The organism is Flavobacteriales bacterium (genome assembly GCA_016700415.1).
GTDB lineage: Bacteria > Bacteroidota > Bacteroidia > Flavobacteriales_F > PHOS-HE28 > PHOS-HE28.
Window position 1 is genome coordinate 1,360,518 of the sequence record CP065018.1, and the last position, 18,665, is coordinate 1,379,182.

Consider the following 18,665-nt stretch of genomic DNA (forward strand, 5'->3'; position numbering starts at 1 on the left):
TGGAGGCAAGAGAGGTAAGGGATGCATGGGAGTATTCCGAAATGTGTGTCAATCTGCACTGAGGCACGGTGACATTCTCCTGGCCCCAAGCCAAAGGAGAATGTCTCCGTGCCGGATCCTCAGACCAGCACATGGGCCAATCTTTCGGGGTACATGTTGCTCAACGACTGAAGGATCTGCGGCCAGCTGCGGACCTTTCTCTTCCAGCTTTTCTCGTTGTGCTTAAGTGTCAAATATAATTGCTTCTCCAAGGCACTTTCGCTGATGAACGCACCCTTGGTCTTGGTGGCCTTGCGAAGAATGCGGTGCAGGGCCTCCACCGGGTTCGTGGTGTAGATCACCCTGCGTATGGCATCGGGATGATCAAAGAACGGGCTTAGCTCGCACCAGTCTTTCTCCCACTTGGCCGCGATCTCCGGATATCTCCCTACCCATTCCCGCTTGAACTCCTGGAGCTTTTCCCAGGCCGCTTCGGGACTATCCTGCTGGTAGATCGAACGCAGTCCTTGGCAAACTGTCTTGTAGTCCTTCCAAGAGACGAACTTCAAGCTGGTGCGCACCATATGGACGATGCAGCGCTGTACGACCGCTCGCGTGAATACGCCTTGGATCGCCTCGCTGAAGCCGTTCAGGCCGTCCACGCTGAAGAACAGCACGTCCTTTACCCCGCGGTCCTTGATGTTCTCCAGAACGCGCGCCCAATGGCGTGCTCCTTCCGCATCGCCGATGAACAAGCCGAGAACATCACGTTCCCCGTCCATCCTCACCCCGTATACCGAGTAAACGGCTTTGGTCAACACCTTTCTATTCTCCCGGACCTTGTAGTGGACCGCATCGAGATAAATGACCACGTACACCTCTTCCAGCGGGCGGTTGCGCCATGTCTCGATCTCCTCGAACACCCGGTCGGTGATCGAGCTGATGAACGATGGGGAGTAGCTCACCCCGTACATCTTCTTTAGATGGTCCCCAATGTCCTCGTAGCTGGTGCCCTTGCCGTACAGATGCAGGATCTGGTTCTCCAGTTCGGGGCCAGCGACCGGTCCCACTTCTTGATGATCGTCGGCTCAAAACGGCCTGTGCGGTCTCGCGGAGGCCTGACCGAAACGGGACCCAGTGCCGTTCTCACGGTCTTGTCGGTGTAGCCGTTGCGCCTATTGCTCCGCTTCTTCTCCTGGTCCAAATGCGCGTCCATCTCCCCTTCGAAGGCGGCGGAAAGCAGGCGGCCGATCATGCCCGTGAGCACACCGTGTTCTCCGATCAGGCCCTTGCCTTCTGTCAATCCTTGGATGGCTTCTTGCTCGAACTTGGCGTAGTCGAACGCCTTCTCTTTTTCAACTTTTCTCTTTTTCATGGGGCAAGTTTCTGAATGGTTTGTCAAACTATCCTTGACACACTTTTCAGAATACTCTCGGGATGCATCTCCATCCCCTCCAACCCCTTCATCACTTCCATTACCTCCATCATCTCTTCATCCTATCGCATCTTTGCCCCGATGAACAGCCGCATTCTGATGATCGCCAGCGCCGCCGTGATGGCCGCGATCGGCCTTGTGCTTTCCTTCGCCCCGGAAGAATCATTGGCCTTCTTTCAGCAACCTGTTGCTGGTGCCGTGCCGGTGCTTTTGCAATTGACCGGCGCACTCTACCTTGGTTTTGCGTTCATGAACTGGACGGCAAAGGGCTCAGTGCTGGGCGGGATCTACGGCAGGGCTATCGTAATAGGCAACTTCCTGCATTTCACCATGGGAACCTTGGCCTTGCTGAAGGTGGCCATCGGACCTGAGCGCGGGCCTGCCATCTGGTTTCTCTGCGTCGTCTATGCCTTGTTCGCGTTTTGGTTCGGGCGCACCTTGTTCACACAGCCCGCTGAAGCGCGCGGTACTGCAGGACACTGAATCAGCAGTGGACGGGCAACGATCGATCGAAAAGCTTCGGGCCGACCGCGTGGACCTGATCACCGCTCCGTGAGCAACCCGGCCGTTTGACTAACTTAGCCCTTCTAAAATACGACACATAACATGCGCCTCCTGATCCCCCTTTGTGCCGCCCTCTTGGCCATCCCTGCGACAGCCCAATCGGATGCCGATCAAAAAGCCTTGGAAAGCCTGAGGCAGAACGGTGCGTCCATCGGCTCGGCGATGGGTGACATGAAGATCGTGGACGACAACGACCCCTTCGAACCCAACACCTTCATCGGCAGCTTCCGCATGGAGATACACACATTCAAGAACGGGGAAGAGGACAAGGAAAGCCCTATGGACATGAGCCTATGGAGCAGCTCCGACAAGACCTTGTTCAGCTTTAATTCGGCCAAGACGCAAGGGACTGATATAAAGATGCTGAATGACCTGAAAGGCAAGTGGAGCTACATCATGATGGCCACCTCGAACGGAAACAAGACGGCCATGAAAACCCATAAGAAAAAGGTCATTTACACCGGTGACGAGAAGGGCAAGGAAAAGGACATGAGCTTCACCGTGACCAAAGAGACCAAGACGATCGACGGGCATCTTTGCAAGAAGGTCATTGCACGCAATGAAGAAGGGACGTGGACGGCCTGGGTGGCCCAGGACATCCCGACACCCTTCGCGGACCTGTTGCGCAGCATGCGGCAGCCCGGCCAGCCGGACCGGTTCAAGTCATGGGACGGCCTGAATGGCTTCCCGATGGAAATGACCTCGGAAAGCATTGACGGAAAGGAGAAGAGCACGATGTACACCAAGGACCTTCAGCTAGGGCCGGTGGATGAGCACATCTTTTCGCTGGACGGCTACAAGATGATGGAGATCCCCGGCATGGGGCAGTGATGCGCACAGTTGTCACTTGCTAGATGTCAGTTGTCCGGGTGATTAGCTCACCTGTTGTGCCATGCGAAGCACCTGCGCCGCTTGACGCGGCTAAGGCATTATGTGCGCCCACGTACGGTCGGTGCGATCTGCGGTTCTTCCTCCTCATCAGCGGCGATCCGCTCTTTCAGCGTTATCAGCGTTCCATCTCCGCCTACCTTCGCGCGCTTTTTTGAGGCCGGCACATGAAGAAGATCAACGACAGTCGCAAGCTCATCGGTGCCACCAGCGCCACCGGGCTGAAGGAGCTGAACACGCTGTACAAGGGCCTGATGAAGACCCACCACCCGGACCGCTTTCCGAACGACGATGAGAAGCGCCATGAGGCGGAGGAGTTCAGCAAGCACCTCATCGATGCGTACAAATTTCTGGAGAGCATCCATCCGGAAACGCACGAAAAGGATGCGGAGGGCTTCGGGAAGACCGTGGCCACCAACATCGCCGATTGGCACTACAAATCACTCACACTGCACATCACCTTCGGGGATGGCAGCACCTATGAATTCTACGGCCTTCCACCGAAGACCTACAACAAGTTCGTGAACACCGACGGCAACACCCGCTTTGCGAAGCGCCACATCTTCGGCAATTTTGCCCACCGCAAGGTGACCGGGGCCGTGCGATCATAATACCAGCCCCTGTAGCGCGCACTGGAGCAACACTTAGAGGCACAGGCCACCTCCGAGCGTTGATCTTCGTCTATGCCAATAACAGCGTCCCCCAAACGCACATGGTGTTATCTTGCTGATCAGTTTCCAACCCGGCGCCCGCACTTATGAAGAAACTCTTTACCTGGCCCCTACCGGTTTTGTCGATCCTCGTGTTCGCACTTAGCGGATCCACTGCCTTGGCCCAGGGCCAGCAGTACAGCATTTCAGGTGGCGACATTTCCACATGTTCCGGAGTACTAGAGGATACAGGAGGACCCACTGGTGACTATGGCAATAACGAAAATTTCACCGTCACCATTTGTCCGGATATTCCGGGTGACGCCATCTCCCTGAACTGGGTCTTCTTCGCCTTGAGCACCCAAGGCCCCAATCCCTTGGACCGGATTCTCCTTTGGGACGGTGATAACACTTCCGCCACCCCACTCGGCCAGTACACCGGCAGCCAATTGCAAGGATTGATCACCTCGACCACGAACATGAACGCGACGGGCTGCATCACCGTGCAGTTCATCTCGAACGGCGCAGGCACGGGCAACTTCGCGGCCGGCATCACGTGCTACACGCCGTGCGAGCGCCCAACGGCAGTGGCCACGATGTCCGAACCTGGGCCAACTGCACTGGTCTGCGTGGGTGAGGATATCTCCTTTGACGGCAGTGGTTCCTATGCCGCCCCGACCTTCAACATCACGGACTACACTTGGATCTTTGATGACGGCAGCACAGGCAGTTCGCCGACCGCCACGCATTCTTATTCCGCTCCCGGAGAATATATTGTTCAGTTGAACCTATTGGACGACAACGGTTGCGTGAACTCAAATGTGGTGGACCTGCAGGTCTTGGTAAGCACCACGCCGTCTTTCGTCGGCACCATTGAAAGTTTGGAGACTTGCTTAGGGGCAGTTGTAGACTTCACCGCGGTCGTACAGCCCACTACGTGGACGGGCATTCCGGAGGCGCACTTCGGCAGTGGTGTCTATCTTCCGGACGATCTTGGCATCCCTTTCACGAGTGACCTGGTGTTCACCCAGTTCGATCCGGGCCAATCGGTGACCAGCACCAATGATATTCTTTCCGTTTGCGTCAATATGGAGCATTCCTACATGGGTGATCTGGTGCTCCAGGTCACCTGCCCAAACGGGCAGACCATGGTGATGCACCAGCAAGGGGGTGGGGGCACGTTCATCGGCGATGCCAATGATACTGACGAACCTCCAAATCCTCCGGTGCCCGGTGTTTGCTGGAACTACTGCTGGAGCCCAACGGCCACCTTGGGCACTTGGGCCGATTGCGCCAACTTCGGTCCCACGCCCAACGTGATGCCCTCCAGCCAAGGCACTGCGCTAGTACCCGGTACATACACCCCCGTGCAACCCTTCACCAACCTCATCGGCTGTCCGCTCAACGGGACGTGGACCTTCACAAGTACGGACCTCTACGCGATCGACAACGGCTTTATATGCGATTGGTCCATCAACTTCGATCCGGCTATAATCCCGGATGCCACGCAGTTCACACCGGTGCTCGGCATCACCATTGATTCCGCAGGTTGGACCGGCCCCTCATTCGTAGAGGACCCGAATGACCCGCTCATCGGCCAAGCCACGCTGGTCGTTCCGGGTTCGTACGATTACACCTTTACGGTCACGGACAACTTCGGTTGTTCGTACGACACCACCATCAACGTCATCATTGACCCGCAGATGGTGGTGGACGCGGGGCCGCCCATCGAACTGTGCAACGTTCCCGAGCCCATGGCCGGTGGCATCACTGCCAACGCTGTTCCGAACATCACCTATGTCTGGGTCCCCGCCGCGGGCCTCACCGACCCTTCGGACCCCGTGACCGACGTCTTTGTCACGTCGCCCACTTGGTTCTTCCTTACGGCTTACCCTGCGGGATCTCCCGAATGTGCGGTAATGGACAGTGTGCTGGTAACCCCGCCACCTTCCCTGGATCCCGGTGAGGATGCCGCCATCACCATTTGTCCCTCCTCGCCGATCTTCGTCATGACCGACTCTCTTGGCGGAACCCCGCAGATCGGCGGTACATGGACGGACGTGGCCGGTACTGTGCAAGCCGACAACTTCACGCCTGCGACCGCCACCCCCGGCATATACTCCTACACCTACACGGTGATCAGCCCGGCCCTCTGTATCGCTACCGCCCAGTTGGACATCACGGTGATCCCTGACACGGACCCCACCTGTTGCGGGGTGCCTGACGCCGGGTTGCCGACCTATTCCTGCGACTTGACCATCAGTCTCGATGCTACGCCCGGGAATACCGGTGTTGGCGTGTGGAGCGGCCCCGCAGGCGCCTTGTTCGCCGATGCCTCGGACCCTCAGACCACCGTGACCATGCCACCCGGCCAAGGTGGCACCCATCGCTTCTACTGGATCGAGGACGATGGCGCGTACTGCAACACCATTGACAGTGTTGACATGACATTCACGGATGCCATCGACCTGACCTTCAGCACCACCGATGCCACATGCTATTCCTACTGTGACGGCAACGCACGGGTCAACGTGACCGGCGGCAACACCGTGGACGACTTCACCTACGCCTGGTCCGCCGGCAACGTGGGTGCTTCCCCGGACAGCGTCAGTGGACTGTGCTTCGGCACCTACGACCTGCTGGTGACCGATGACAATGGCTGCACCGCCATTGACAGCCTCGTGATCCTTCAACCGGTGTTGCTGGAGATCGATTCACTGGTCAGCCGGCCGGTGACCTGCTCCGGTGATTGCGATGGCCAAGTGGAGGTCTACGATCCGGAAGCCGTGGCATACAGTTTCGATGACGGCAACACATGGAGCGGTTCATCCCTGCTGACGAACACCTGCGAAGGGCTGTATCACGCCGTGATCCGAAACGTTGCGGGTTGTGTAGGTGCGCGGCCCACTGTTGTTACAGGCCCGCCCCCGGTTACGGCCAATTTCATCTGGGGGCCGATCCCTGCGACCGTGGAAGCGCCCACGATCTATTTTCATAACACCAGTACCGGTTCCGAGAGTTACCACTGGGACATTGCCGGGTTCGCCTACAGTACCCTTCCGGACACCTCCTTCCTGTTCACGAACAAAGTGCCCGGCATTTATCCCGTGTGCCTCACCGCCTTCAACTACAATGAATGCCCCGACACGATCTGCTACGATGTGACGATCGAGGACGTGTTGGAACCCTATATTCCCAATGCCTTCACCCCCAACGGGGACGGGAGCAATGATGGCTTCCTCATGAGTTCCAACGGACCTGCGATCACGGATTTCGAGATGTTGATCTACGATCGTTGGGGGCAACTGGTATTCAGCACCGAAGATCCCTACGAAGCATGGCTGGGCAGTTACAAGAATGGCGGCAAGGTGCTGGCGTCCGGAGTTTACGTCTACCGGATCCGTTTCGAGGTCGCCCGCACAGAGGCCAAGCGTGAGCTGATGGGGCATGTGACCTTACTGAAGTAGGCCATCGCAAGCCCGGAAACGAATACGGAGGCGGGAAGTTCACTTCCCGCCTCCGTCATTTATGGCCTATGCGGCCCTCTATTTCTTTGCGGTGGCTGTTTTGCTTGCCGGCTTGGTCGTTTTGGTCTCGGAGGCCCCTTCCTTCAGCCGCGCGAGCTTGAGGGTTGCCTTGCGCTTTCGGATGGCTTGTGCCCGTGGTTTCTGTGCCATGGTTCTTGGTTTAGGCCGCGAAGGTAGGGCGAGGGGACCGGAGAGGCTCATTCAGATCCGGAAAACATGTCCTCGCTCAATTGAAATGCTTCGCGGGATCATCCCCTCCGGTCTCCTGAACTTCAATATGAAAGATGCTTTTCCCGTCGGATACGGATCTCGCAGAAAACCGCGTTGATCCGGAAACCTCCATGCATGCGGCATTCCACCACGTTGTTCCTCTTGTGCCTACTGCTGGCCGGGCTCTACGTATTCCTTTTTCACGGGACCGGCACAGGGATCAACCTGCTCCTCTTCGAACTGATCATCGCCACGGCACTTTGGGCCACACGCCCGGCACGATATCCACCATTGGCCCGGTTGGCGTTAGGCGGCGTGTTGATCACCGCTGCGATGGTGTTGGTCCACGGGTCCTTGTTGGCCGTGGTGCTGAATGTGATCTCCGCAGTCTTGGCCATCGGCGCACTTCTGGCCCCCGAGTTGAACGCCTTGCACCGGTCCGCAGTGCTGGCGGTCGCGCACCTTATCGCCGTGCCGTCGGCGTTCCTCCACACCATCCCTTTCCCGCTGCGCCCAGCACAAGGGCCGCGGATCACTCCGCGTAGTGTCCTGTCCGTTACATTGGTCCCCTTGGTGCTGCTGCTGTTCATCGCCATGTACCGCGCCTCTAACCCGCACTTCGACCAGTTCATGGTCAAGGCCTATGCGGTCCTGGACCATATCGACTTCGCCCTTCTTGGCAGCTTCATCATCGGTCTGGTGATCAGCGGTTTCGTGCTGTTGACCACACGGAACGAAGGACTCCTGCGCTGGGCGGCAAGTGGCAAGGACCAACTGCTGTCAACCGGGGAAGGTGCCGCCGACCCTAAAGTGCGCAGTGAACGGCTGACCGCCACAATGCTCCTCGCCGGGCTGAACGTGCTGCTGCTGATCGCCAATGTGCTCGACATCAAATATGTCTGGACCGGCTTTGAGTTCGATGGGCAATACCTGAAGCAGTTCGTGCACGAAGGCACCTACCTGCTTCTCTTGTCGATCGTATTCGGTGCGGGCATCGTGCTGTACTACTTCCGTGGCGACCTGAACTTCCATCGGCCCAACCGCGTGGTGAAGCTGCTGAGCTACGCATGGCTGGGGCAGAACGTGGTGCTCGCGCTGTCAGTGGGCATGCGCAACTACTGGTACATCCACTATTACGCCTTGGCCTACAAGCGCATCGGTGTCGCCTTCTTCTTGCTGGCCTTGTGCATCGGCTTAGTGCTGGTGATGATCAAGGTACACCGCGGCCGAACGGCTCATTACCTGTTGCGCACGAATGGCGTGGCCGTGTACGGCGTGGCCTTGGTGATGGCGCTGTTCAACTGGGACGGCATCATCGCCCGTTACAACATGGACCACCGCGAGCAGGCCTTCGTACACCTCGATTTTATGGCCGGCCTTTCCGACAAGGCATTGCCGTACTTGGTCCGTTCTCCGGAGGAATTGGAGAAGGTCGCAGCACACAACACGGAACTGATCGGAGGTGCCGAACGCTATTCGCGGAACTTGTACATGACACCGGAGGAATACCGGGCGCTCATCGACCAACGGGTGCGGGAATTCGTGGGCAGCTATCCTGATCACTCTTGGAAGGAGTGGAACTGGGCGGATGCGCGGGCCTACCTAGCGTTGAAGACTAACCCAAAGAACTGATTGCCGCAGATCAAGGTTTCAGACCTCGCGGCTGCCTCACCACGCACCAACTTCCGGTGCTTGAAGCGCTACAGCATTACGCTTCAAAAAAATGAGTCCCAAGAACAGGTTTTAAGATTGAATTCCATGAGTTTTTTAAAGTTGAACTTTAGAAAACTCATGGAATCAATGTTTCTGAAAGTTGCGTTTTAGGCGCAGTTCCATGCCGCGAACTCCACTGCGATACCGCGACATCACCTCCCTCACCCCCGTACCAGCTTCCGGTACTTCAAGCGCTTAGGCACCACGTCCCCTACCCGCTTCTTGTAGTTCTCCTCGTAGTCGCTGAAGCCGCCTTCGAACCAGTACACGTTGCTATCACCCTCAAAGGCGAGGATATGCGTGCAAACACGATCTAGGAACCAGCGGTCGTGGCTGATGATCACCGCGCAGCCGCTGTAGTCCTGGATGCCTTCCTCCAGCGCCCGGAGCGTGTTCACGTCGAGATCGTTGGTCGGTTCGTCAAGAAGGAGCACGTTGCTGCCGTTCTTCAGCGTCATGGCCAGGTGCAGGCGGTTGCGTTCGCCGCCGGAGAGCACGCCGACCTTCTTGTTCTGGTCCTGCCCGGTGAAGTTGAAGCGGGCCAGGTAGGCGCGGCTGTTCACCAGGGTGCCACCGATGGTCATCATCTCCTGACTGTTGCTCAGCACCTCCCACACGGTCTTCTCCGGTGAAAGGTCCTTGTGGCTCTGGTCCACGTAAGCAAGCTGCACGGTATCGCCGAGGGTCACAGTGCCTGCATCGGCCTTCTCCTCACCCATCACCATGCGGAACATCGTGGTCTTACCCGCGCCGTTGGGCCCGATGATGCCCACAATGCCAGCAGGCGGCAGGGTGAAGCTGACGTCCTCGAAAAGCACACGGTCGCCAAAGGACTTCGAGACTTTATTGAACTCGATCACCTTGTCGCCGAGGCGTTGGCCGTTGGGGATGAAGATCTCCAGCTTGGATTCCTTCTCCTTCACGGTCTCGCTCTGCATCTTTTCGTAGTTCTCCAAGCGGGCTTTGCTCTTGGTGCGGCGCGCCTTGGCATTGCTGCGCACCCATTCCAATTCCTGCTTCAGGATGCGGTTGCGCTTGCTCTCGCTCTTTTCCTCCAGGGTGAGGCGGGCAGTCTTCTGCTCCAGCCAGTTGGTGTAGTTGCCCTTGTAGGGAATGCCTTCGCCGCGGTCCAGTTCGAGGATCCAGCCCGCCACGTTATCAAGGAAATAACGATCGTGGGTGATGGCGATCACGGTGCCTTTGTACTCGGAGAGGTGGTGTTCCAGCCAAGCCACGCTTTCGGCGTCCAAGTGGTTGGTGGGTTCGTCCAACAGCAAGATGTCCGGAGCTTGCAGCAGTAGGCGGCACAACGCTACGCGGCGCCGTTCACCACCGGAGAGCACGCTGATCTTGGCGTCCGGCTCGGGACAACGTAGCGCGTCCATGGCGATGTCCAACTTCTGGTCGATCTCCCATGCGCCCTGCGCCTCGATCTGATCCTGGAGCACGCCTTGCCGGTTGATGAGTTTCTCCATCTTGTCCGGATCCTCCAGCACTTCAGGGTCAGCGAACTTGTTGTTCACATCCTCATATTCCTTCAGCAGGTCCATGATCGGCTGCACACCTTCGCGCACGATGTCGATCACCGTCTTGCTTTCATCCAGCAATGGCTCTTGCTCCAAGTGACCGATGCTGTATCCGGGTGTCACATGCACGTCGCCCTGAAAGTCCTTCTCCTTGCCTGCGATGATCCGCATCAATGTGGACTTACCGGATCCGTTGAGGCCGAGGATGCCGATCTTGGCACCGTAGTAAAAGCCGAGGTGGATGTCCTTGAGGATGGTCTTTCCGGAGGGCAGCGTCTTGCCGACCTGCACCATGTTGTAGATGATCTGACGTCCTTCTTCTGCCATGTTCGCTGAGTATTGGATGCGGAGCGGTTTTGCCCGCCACCGTCATTTTAGGGCCGCAAAGGTCCGGGATCTTTTCGTATGAACGACAGATCGGGAACTTCCTTCACAGGCGACCTTCGCAGAGGCCGCTCTTATGGACGGTCCGAATAGAGTTCCAACCGCTTCCAGTTCTTCACTATCCGCAGTTCCGGATGGGCTGTGTTTCCCTGATCGTCGTCGTTCATCACACCCAGCGGCGTCTGCCCGGCCCCGGGAGCTACCAGGACATAGGTCGTTCCGACGCCGACAGGCTTGCCTTTAAATACCTGAGGGTCTCCACGGTCACACGCCAAGTGGAACTCCACCGGTGCATCCCAAGGGAGCGCCACATATACCCGGTCCCCGGGCTTGGTGTCCTTTTTGATCCATTCCGCAGCCTCGCCCGCCTCCGGGAACCGCTCCACGGGATCACCTTGTCCACGCACCCCGAACCAGCCGAACACGGTGAGCATGAACAGACCAGCCACCAATGTGCGTTGCGGTTTGTTGAATCGGGGTGCCAACTTGTCCTGAACGAGCTTCATGAGGTAGAACGCACCGATGGCCGTGCCCAGATGAAGTACGAACAGACAGAACGACCAGACCGCCGGCGGGGCCACCATGTGTTGTATAATGACCAACGGCACCGACCCGATGATCATCGCGAACAACAGCAGGCGGTATTTTACGCTGGCGTAGGCGGAATAGATGATACCCACCGCCCCTAAGAAAGCAAGGACCGTGGACGCAGTACCGGTGAAATAGGCCCAGAGGTCGAAAGCCCGGTCCTGCTGGGTATTGACAAACGCCGCCCAGGTGTTGTCGTCGAGCGAAGGGTGATGGATAAGCTGGTCCAGGCTGTGTTTGATGATGACCGGGGAATAGAACAGGAGACTCAGCAGGATGAACAGAAGGAACGACCCGGCAAGCTTGGCGATACGGCGCCGCACGGTACTCTGATAATTGGTCACCAGCATGAAGAATGCCCAAATGAATACCATCAATGCGGGATAGATCATGACAGGTGCCGCCCACATGCCCAGCGCGCAAAAGAGGCCCAACATGACCACGCTCACGGAATTCTCGTGCTTTACGAAATGCCTCGCAGCCAGAAGCGAGCATACCATGAAGAACCAAGTGAGACCGTACCCTCTTGCCAAGGCTGAATATTCCACCAAGGGCCCGCTGACCGCCAACAAGCAAAGCGCGATCACCGCGATATGGCGATTGAACAATGCCCGGACGAATGCATAGAACAGGGGCATTACAAGTATCCCAGCGATCAGGGCGGGAAGCCGTAGCGACCATAGATGGACCCCGAAGATCAGGGTGGAGATCCGCACAAAGGCGGAGTGCAGGATGTGATTGCCGGTGTACATATAATCACTGAACAGAAAGCCGAACGACCGGCTGGAATAGTTCACATAGGTGAGTGCCTCGTCATAGGTCACCGGGCCGTCCAGCCGGAGGATGCGGAGAATGACACCGATCGCCAGCACGAGGAACACGAAGCGTTTATGGTCCGTACTGGACCGGCGGAAGAGATGGCCCCATGAAGAACGCAGGTCCGTGCGGAAGCCCTTCCACCCTGGCTGGTGTTCCCTTCTGCGGTGCCGCTTTGATCCTTCAGGCATGGCCGTTTCGGACGGTTGCGGACCGATGGCTTTCGATGAGCATGGTGGCGTCCAACGCCAAAAATAGAGGAAGGCCCCGAAAGGCTGGGCATCGCTTCGCAACTTCGCGGCGTATAATCTGTCCGCATGGCACGCATCACGGAATCTCCTTCCCGCTACGAACACTTGGAACAGATGTCCACCACGGACCTGCTGCGGAGCATCAATGCGGAGGACCGCACCGTGGCGGTTGCCGTGGCGAAGTGCATCCCAACGATGGAGCCATTGATCGACGCGATAGCGGAACACATGGTGCTCGGTGGACGGCTCTTCTACATCGGTGCGGGCACCAGTGGCAGGCTCGGCATCGTGGACGCCAGCGAATGCCCGCCCACCTTCGGCGTACCGCACGGCATGGTGGTGGGCCTCATCGCTGGCGGGGACAGTGCCATCCGCAAGGCCGTGGAATTCGCGGAGGACGACACGGAACAGGGTTGGAAAGACCTGCAGGAACATGAGGTCGGCACGGAGGACACGGTGATCGGCATCGCGGCCAGCGGCGGCACGCCCTACGTTGTAGGCGCATTGAAGAGCGCGCGGGCCGCGGGCGTCCTCACGGGCTGCATCACCTGCAATCCGGACAGCCCGGTCACACAAGTATGCGACCATCCCCTCGTCGCGGTGGTCGGCCCGGAATTCGTCACCGGCAGCACCCGCATGAAAAGCGGCACGGCGCAAAAGCTTATTCTCAACATGATCAGCACCACCGTGATGATCAAGTTGGGGCGCGTGAAGGGGAACCGAATGGTGGACATGCAACTGAGCAACAACAAGCTCGTGGACCGCGGCACCCGCATGGTGATGGACGACTTAGGCGTGGATTATGATACTGCGAACGCCCTGTTGAAAACACACGGCAGTGTGAGAAAAGCCGTGGAAAATGGAAGATAGTGAGACTGGATCTTTCCACAGAAGTGGAGAATCGCAGCGGAATGCGACGAGGATCGATATGATCCAGTTCTCTTATCCGGCCCGGGGCATAACCAGGCCTGGACCATACTGATCACGATCACCTATCAGGCCCCATCGTTCATTCTTCCTGCCGCACTCCATTGCCGGAACACGCTGGGCCAAGACCTTTGTAACGCATGCACGCGATCGAACCATTTTTCAATTGGCGCCACTTGTACACTGCGGAGGAGGACCCTCGTTCCCCCTTTCACGGCACGGAGCACAGCGAATTCGAGTTCAGCCATGCGATCTACGACCACGCCATCCATCCGCAATGGGACCCGTTCGGAAGCAGCACGCTGTATTTGAAGGTCCTCTTTGCGGACTACGATGAGGGCTTTGTCATCATCGAATTCATCGGCGAGTGGAACGACCTGTTGCACAACGACATCATGTACCTGAAAAGAGACGTGATCGAACCGATGTTGGCCGAGGGCATCAGCAAGTTCATCCTGATCGGGGATAGCGTACTGAATTTCCACCTCGGCGAGGAGGACTACTATGCCGAATGGTTCGAGGAGGCCACTGACGCGGACGGCTGGATCGTCTTGGTGAACTTTTTGCCGCACGTGCGGGAGGACCTACAGGCCGCGGACCTGGACCAGTACCTCATATTCGGGGGCAAGCTGGATGAAATGCCGTGGCGCACCATGGAGCCGGATGAACTGATGGCACAAGTGGAGGCACAGGTGACCAAGCGGCTGGGTTGAGCGCCAGGCCTGCGGGATCGTCATTGTCCAGCAGGCGTACCAATGCCCAGGTCGGCCAGATAACTGTTGACGTAGTTGGTCCAGGTCATCAGCTTCGTGGCCTCATGCGCGGCCCTCGCCTTCCGGCTCCACGCTTCATCGTCTTGAAGGAGGGATGAGATCGCATCGGCAATGTCCGCCGGTCGCACGGAGTTAAGTGCAAGGCCCACCCTGTTCGTGTCACCGAACGTGTGTTCGAATTCGCGATATGGGAAGATCACCACCGGTGTAAAGAGGAATAGCGCTTCACAGGAAGCGGAGAATGCGGCCCACTTCGGGTTCGGGTTCACGAACAGTCGCGAACGTTCCAGGATGTCCAGATAGACCTGCTTCTGGCGGTGATCGCCCTTGTCCAGATAACCATGGAATTTCATATTGGGTGGTGCGGAAGGCAGGTCTCCACGGTCCATCCCGATCACGTTCACCGTGACTTCCGGCAGTTGGTCCTTATTCATGATCGCCACCGCTTCCGCAAGCCGCTCCAAGCCCTCCTTATACCTGCGATTACCGATGAAAACGATCTCGTTCACATTCCGCTTGCGTGCCAGCAGCTCGTCCCCGTCCACTTCCACGCGGTCGATGTTGACCACATTGCCATAGTATTTCACCTTGTTCCCATGTTGCTCTCTCAGGTTCCCCGCCAGGTCCGGGAATAAAGCGATGATCAAAGACGCGTTCTTCAGGTTCTTTCGCTCCTCGACGATGGTGGGAGCCTCCAGCCCGTCCGGCTTCCGCTCATCAAAGTAGGTGATGTGCTGCGCGAAGGTCTGATCGCAGAACAGGGTGTAGGGCCGGTCAGGAGGGGGGCCGAAAGAGAAGGTCATGAACAGGCAATGGCCTTCCGGAAATCGTTTCAGCGCCCTTCCGATCTTGGCGTTCGTGACCCTCCGATTGAACCGGCTCCGCAAAAACGTGAAGCGCGTCTGCCTACCGACAAGTTTGCAGAACGCCTTCCACGGCAGGTCGAACAACAATTGTACGAAACGTGACGGGGCTATATTCACGTGTTTCACCGGGAATCCCTGCTCCTCCAATGTCCGGGTGAAGAAGTACGGGACGTTCGACCAGGTGCTCGGTTTGCGCGAATCCCCGATGGTGAACACGACGAAACCAGGGTGGAGGGATGCGTTGGTCCTGCTCATCATCGTTGCATCAAAAACACACTTTGCCCCATCATCACTTTGGTACAGGCGAATGGAACTTCCCTACCGGGGCCGGTGCTAGCCACCTTATTGCTACACAAGGCAAGAATACGGTGCTCCCGCCCTGCTGTCCAATGTTGGCCATCATAACAAATCCCACATTTCTCATGAGGCCTTCAAACGGTTTTCCCCATTAATGAGCAGCTTCATCACCACCCTGTCGATCGGCAGGTCCACATGCTCGATCCGCGCCATGTCCAACGGTATCCAGCGGAACTGTTGCGCCTCGTCCGCCCCGGCCCCCATTGCCCGCTCTCCGTTCCCCAATGATCCGGGGTCTTCCACTTGGAACGTATAGTAGATGCTCACGATCTGGTCCTCCGGTCGATAGGCGCTGGGCTGGAAAAAGTCCGTGGTATAGAAGTGATTTAGACCCGATGCTTCCATCCCCATCTCCTCTTGGATCTCCCGTCGCAGGCAGTCGAGTGTCCCCTCCCCCGGCTCCAAGCCGCCTCCCGGGAATTTGGTCACGTGAACACCTTGGATCACTTCGTCGGACACGAGCAATCGGCCAGCATGGATCAACAGGCCATAAACCCGGATATTGAAGCGCGATATGCTCATGCCGGACGAGTGGCCCTGATCATCTTGTACTTCCCCGGCGGACCCGGTATCCGCTGGGCGAGCAGACCTGCCTCCAACATCGCCCGGCGCACATCCCCCTTGGCACAATAGGTCACCAGCATCGCGCCCGGACGCATAGCTTCGTATATCCGGTGGAAAACGCCCACCGTCCACATGTCCGGTTGTACTGCGGGTGCAAAAGCATCGAAATACACCAGATCAAAAGCTTGAACGGCTTCCAATTGTTGCACCCCCTGCTGAACGCACTGGAAGCGGAAGCCTTTGGACGGTTCGATCCGCTCCCCTGTTCTTGCGTTCATCATGGCATTATACCCGGTTCCCATACTGGAAAGCCCGGTCGCCGTTACATGGCCTACGGCAGCGATGGATCCGGGGGACAATGGAAACGGTTCAAGGGCCAAATAGTTCACCTCCAACCTCTTGTTGATGGCTTCCGACCAGGTCAGTAAGGCGTTCAAGCCCGTGCCTAAGCCAACCTCCAGAACATCCACCTTCTGCTTGCCCAGATGTAACAGGCCGCTCTCCAAGTATACGTGGCGACTTTCTGCCAGCGCACCGTACAGGGAATGGTAGTGCTCACTCAATGAGGCACTGGCCAGGGTAAAGGAGCCATCCGCTGTACGCGTGGCAAGAAGGTCTGTAGGCGGGGTGAACACGATTCTGCTGTGCGCTTCTTTATGCACGCCGCACAAAATAACGGCCGAAAAGGCTGCTTAAAGCACCCGGATCACCGTCCTTCGGTTCAATGCCTTCTCACCGTCGACCGGGTCCGGCTTCAACGGCTGGCTGTCCCCATATCCTTTAGCCTCCAGCATGTCAGGCGAAATGCCATGGGCGACGAGCCAGTTCAGCACCACATAGGCCCGGGCCTCGCTTAATTGCTGGTTGGGAACGGGTCCCACATCACTGTCGGTATGACCGCCGATCTCAATACGAAGTGTCGGGTTTCTCTTGAGGAACTCGGCCAATTTCTCCAGCTCCGTGGTTGAGGCCGCACTGAGCTTATAGCTGTCCCTTTCAAAGAAAATGTTCCGCATCACTTCCGAATTCCCGGGATCCAGAGCCATCAGATCCATATCCATCTGGACCTGCCTCTTGCCGCTTCCCACATGTTCGGAGTGGATCAGGTATCCATCGGCGGAGACGTGCACAGCGTATTCTTTTCCAGCAGGAACCTCGGCGGTATACTCCCCTGTCCTCGGGTCGGTTGTGAACGTTGCTCTGAAGACCGGGTCCTCCAAGGTCATGAGTTCCACGATGGCATTGATCGGTTCCATCATCTTCAACCCCTTGATGAAACCGATGAGGCGCAATTTCTTTTCATCTACGCTCAACGGCACCCCTGTACCGGCACTGACGAGCAGGGCGGTCCCATCCACCTGCCTACCAACCAGGAATTCCACACGGTAGATGTCGTCCCCTCCCATTCCGCCAGAGCGAACGCTGTTGAAATAGCCAGTGGCCCCATCGGCACTGAGCACGAGGAACTGGTCGTCGCCCGGCGAGTTGATGGGCCAGCCCAGATTTTCAGGCTTGGACCATTTCCCGTTCCTCAACTCGCTCTTGAAGAGGTCATATCCGCCCATCGAGGTATGGCCCTGGCTTGCGAAATAGAGCGTATTGCCGTCCGTCGGCAGGAACACTCCTTCCTCGTCATACATCGTGTTGATGTCGGGCCCAAGGTTCTCTGCCGTGCCCCAATCACCGGCGGCCTCATCCCAAGAACTGCGATAGACATCACTGCCTCCCAAGCCACCCTCGCGGCTGCTGACAAAATAGAGCCATTTCCCGTCGGCGGTACGCCAGGCGCTGCTTTCTTGGGCCGAGCTGTTCACGGAAGCGGGAAGGGGTACCGGTGAAGTCCAACCGTTCCCGGTCCGTTCGCTGACATAGAGATCGCCTCCGTCCTTCTCATCGCGGTACAGGATCATCTGTTTTCCATCTGGGCTCAGGGATACGGTCGCATCGTTACGAGGGCCGTTCAGTGGTTCCGGCACGGGTTCCGGGACGGACCAACCATTGGCCTCCCATCGGGAACCGTATATATCCTCGAACCAGTTGTTGTTGACCTTGTTGATCTTTCCTCCGGTGGTCCCTTCCCGTCTGGCGGTGAAAAAGAGTTCTCCATCGGGGTCCAATAGTGCGCCGTACTCACTACTGATCGTGTTGACCGCATTCCCTACGTTCATCACGGTGGCACGCACCGGCGAGGCCATGTAGACCTTGCCGTTCCTGCACTCCGCGATGTGCTTGTCCACCATATTATACGTGCGGTCGGGGTCCGGGGAAAGCCGGATCATCTGCCCGTGACGAGTGTATTCCGCGATGGCCTCGTCCCACTTGGCGTTCAACTGGAGGGCATAACCCAACAAAAAATGCACCCGCGCCATGGCCGGGTCCAATTCAGCCGCTCGTTGGATCTTGGCCAAGGCCGATGTAGGCTGCGGTCCGTTGAGCATACAGACGCCCAACTTCAGGTTCAATTCGGCATTATCCGGGTTCACCTCAAGGGCTTCCTCGTAGCTGGCCACTGCCTGTGGCAGGTCCAACCCGCCTTTGTCCGCCAAGGCATCCCCCTTCTTGATGGCGGCCAGCGCCTTTTTCAATAGGGTACCATCGGCAATATGGGCCCTGTCAAAAGGCACATCGCCACCTGTCGATTGGGCAA

General features: G+C 57.6%; 15 protein-coding genes. 7 read left to right on the plus strand and 8 right to left on the minus strand.

What is annotated here, in order from left to right; translation table 11 throughout:
- Positions 1–119 precede the first annotated feature (119 nt).
- On the minus strand, positions 120–1,049 hold the full coding sequence (locus IPP95_05775; GenBank protein QQS73726.1) for an IS256 family transposase: 930 nt from the start codon (positions 1,047–1,049) through the stop codon (positions 120–122).
- The gene (locus tag IPP95_05780) at positions 959–1,354 is read right to left on the minus strand and encodes a transposase (GenBank protein ID QQS73727.1); all 396 of its coding nucleotides are present in this window, start codon (positions 1,352–1,354) and stop codon (positions 959–961) included. Before IPP95_05780 ends, IPP95_05775 begins: the two co-directional genes overlap by 91 nt.
- Before the next feature lie 141 nt (positions 1,355–1,495).
- Between IPP95_05780 and IPP95_05785 the strand changes: the two genes are divergently transcribed.
- From IPP95_05785 to IPP95_05805, 5 genes are all read left to right on the plus strand, one after another.
- On the plus strand, positions 1,496–1,897 hold the full coding sequence (locus IPP95_05785; protein ID QQS73728.1) for a hypothetical protein: 402 nt from the start codon (positions 1,496–1,498) through the stop codon (positions 1,895–1,897).
- A 123-nt stretch (positions 1,898–2,020) separates the two neighbouring features.
- Complete coding sequence (locus tag IPP95_05790; GenBank protein ID QQS73729.1) at positions 2,021–2,809, plus strand: DUF4412 domain-containing protein; 789 nt, start codon at positions 2,021–2,023, stop codon at positions 2,807–2,809.
- 224 nt (positions 2,810–3,033) lie between these two features.
- Entirely contained in the window at positions 3,034–3,477 is a 444-nt protein-coding gene (locus IPP95_05795; GenBank protein ID QQS73730.1) for a KTSC domain-containing protein, read from the plus strand.
- Positions 3,478–3,623: 146 nt separating this feature from the next.
- Complete coding sequence (locus IPP95_05800; protein QQS73731.1) at positions 3,624–6,983, plus strand: gliding motility-associated C-terminal domain-containing protein; 3,360 nt, start codon at positions 3,624–3,626, stop codon at positions 6,981–6,983.
- Positions 6,984–7,388: 405 nt separating this feature from the next.
- Positions 7,389–8,885, plus strand: coding sequence for a DUF4173 domain-containing protein (locus IPP95_05805; GenBank protein ID QQS73732.1), 1,497 nt, complete (start codon positions 7,389–7,391; stop codon positions 8,883–8,885).
- 242 nt (positions 8,886–9,127) lie between these two features.
- Here the strand turns inward: IPP95_05805 and ettA are convergent, their stop codons facing one another.
- Entirely contained in the window at positions 9,128–10,819 is a 1,692-nt protein-coding gene (gene ettA, locus IPP95_05810) for an energy-dependent translational throttle protein EttA (protein QQS73733.1), read from the minus strand.
- A gap of 131 nt (positions 10,820–10,950) precedes the next feature.
- Positions 10,951–12,471, minus strand: a complete 1,521-nt coding sequence (locus IPP95_05815) for a glycosyltransferase family 39 protein (GenBank protein QQS73734.1) — start codon at positions 12,469–12,471, stop codon at positions 10,951–10,953.
- A gap of 126 nt (positions 12,472–12,597) precedes the next feature.
- On the opposite strand from IPP95_05815, the gene murQ reads away from it, so the two are divergent.
- Together murQ and IPP95_05825 are read left to right on the plus strand one after the other, a co-directional pair.
- Entirely contained in the window at positions 12,598–13,401 is an 804-nt protein-coding gene (murQ, locus tag IPP95_05820) for an N-acetylmuramic acid 6-phosphate etherase (protein ID QQS73735.1), read from the plus strand.
- A gap of 197 nt (positions 13,402–13,598) precedes the next feature.
- Complete coding sequence (locus tag IPP95_05825; GenBank protein QQS73736.1) at positions 13,599–14,171, plus strand: hypothetical protein; 573 nt, start codon at positions 13,599–13,601, stop codon at positions 14,169–14,171.
- A gap of 20 nt (positions 14,172–14,191) precedes the next feature.
- Here IPP95_05825 and IPP95_05830 read toward each other — a convergent pair whose 3' ends face one another.
- From IPP95_05830 to IPP95_05845, 4 genes are all read right to left on the minus strand, one after another.
- Positions 14,192–15,352 carry a glycosyltransferase gene (locus IPP95_05830; protein QQS73737.1) on the minus strand — a complete coding sequence of 387 codons (1,161 nt, stop codon included), beginning with the start codon at positions 15,350–15,352 and terminating at the stop codon, positions 14,192–14,194.
- A 165-nt stretch (positions 15,353–15,517) separates the two neighbouring features.
- Positions 15,518–15,976, minus strand: coding sequence for an NUDIX domain-containing protein (locus tag IPP95_05835; GenBank protein QQS73738.1), 459 nt, complete (start codon positions 15,974–15,976; stop codon positions 15,518–15,520).
- On the minus strand, positions 15,973–16,680 hold the full coding sequence (mnmD, locus tag IPP95_05840; protein ID QQS73739.1) for a tRNA (5-methylaminomethyl-2-thiouridine)(34)-methyltransferase MnmD: 708 nt from the start codon (positions 16,678–16,680) through the stop codon (positions 15,973–15,975). Before mnmD ends, IPP95_05835 begins: the two co-directional genes overlap by 4 nt.
- A 30-nt stretch (positions 16,681–16,710) precedes the next feature.
- Entirely contained in the window at positions 16,711–18,603 is a 1,893-nt protein-coding gene (locus IPP95_05845) for an OmpA family protein (protein QQS73740.1), read from the minus strand.
- Positions 18,604–18,665 lie beyond the last annotated feature (62 nt).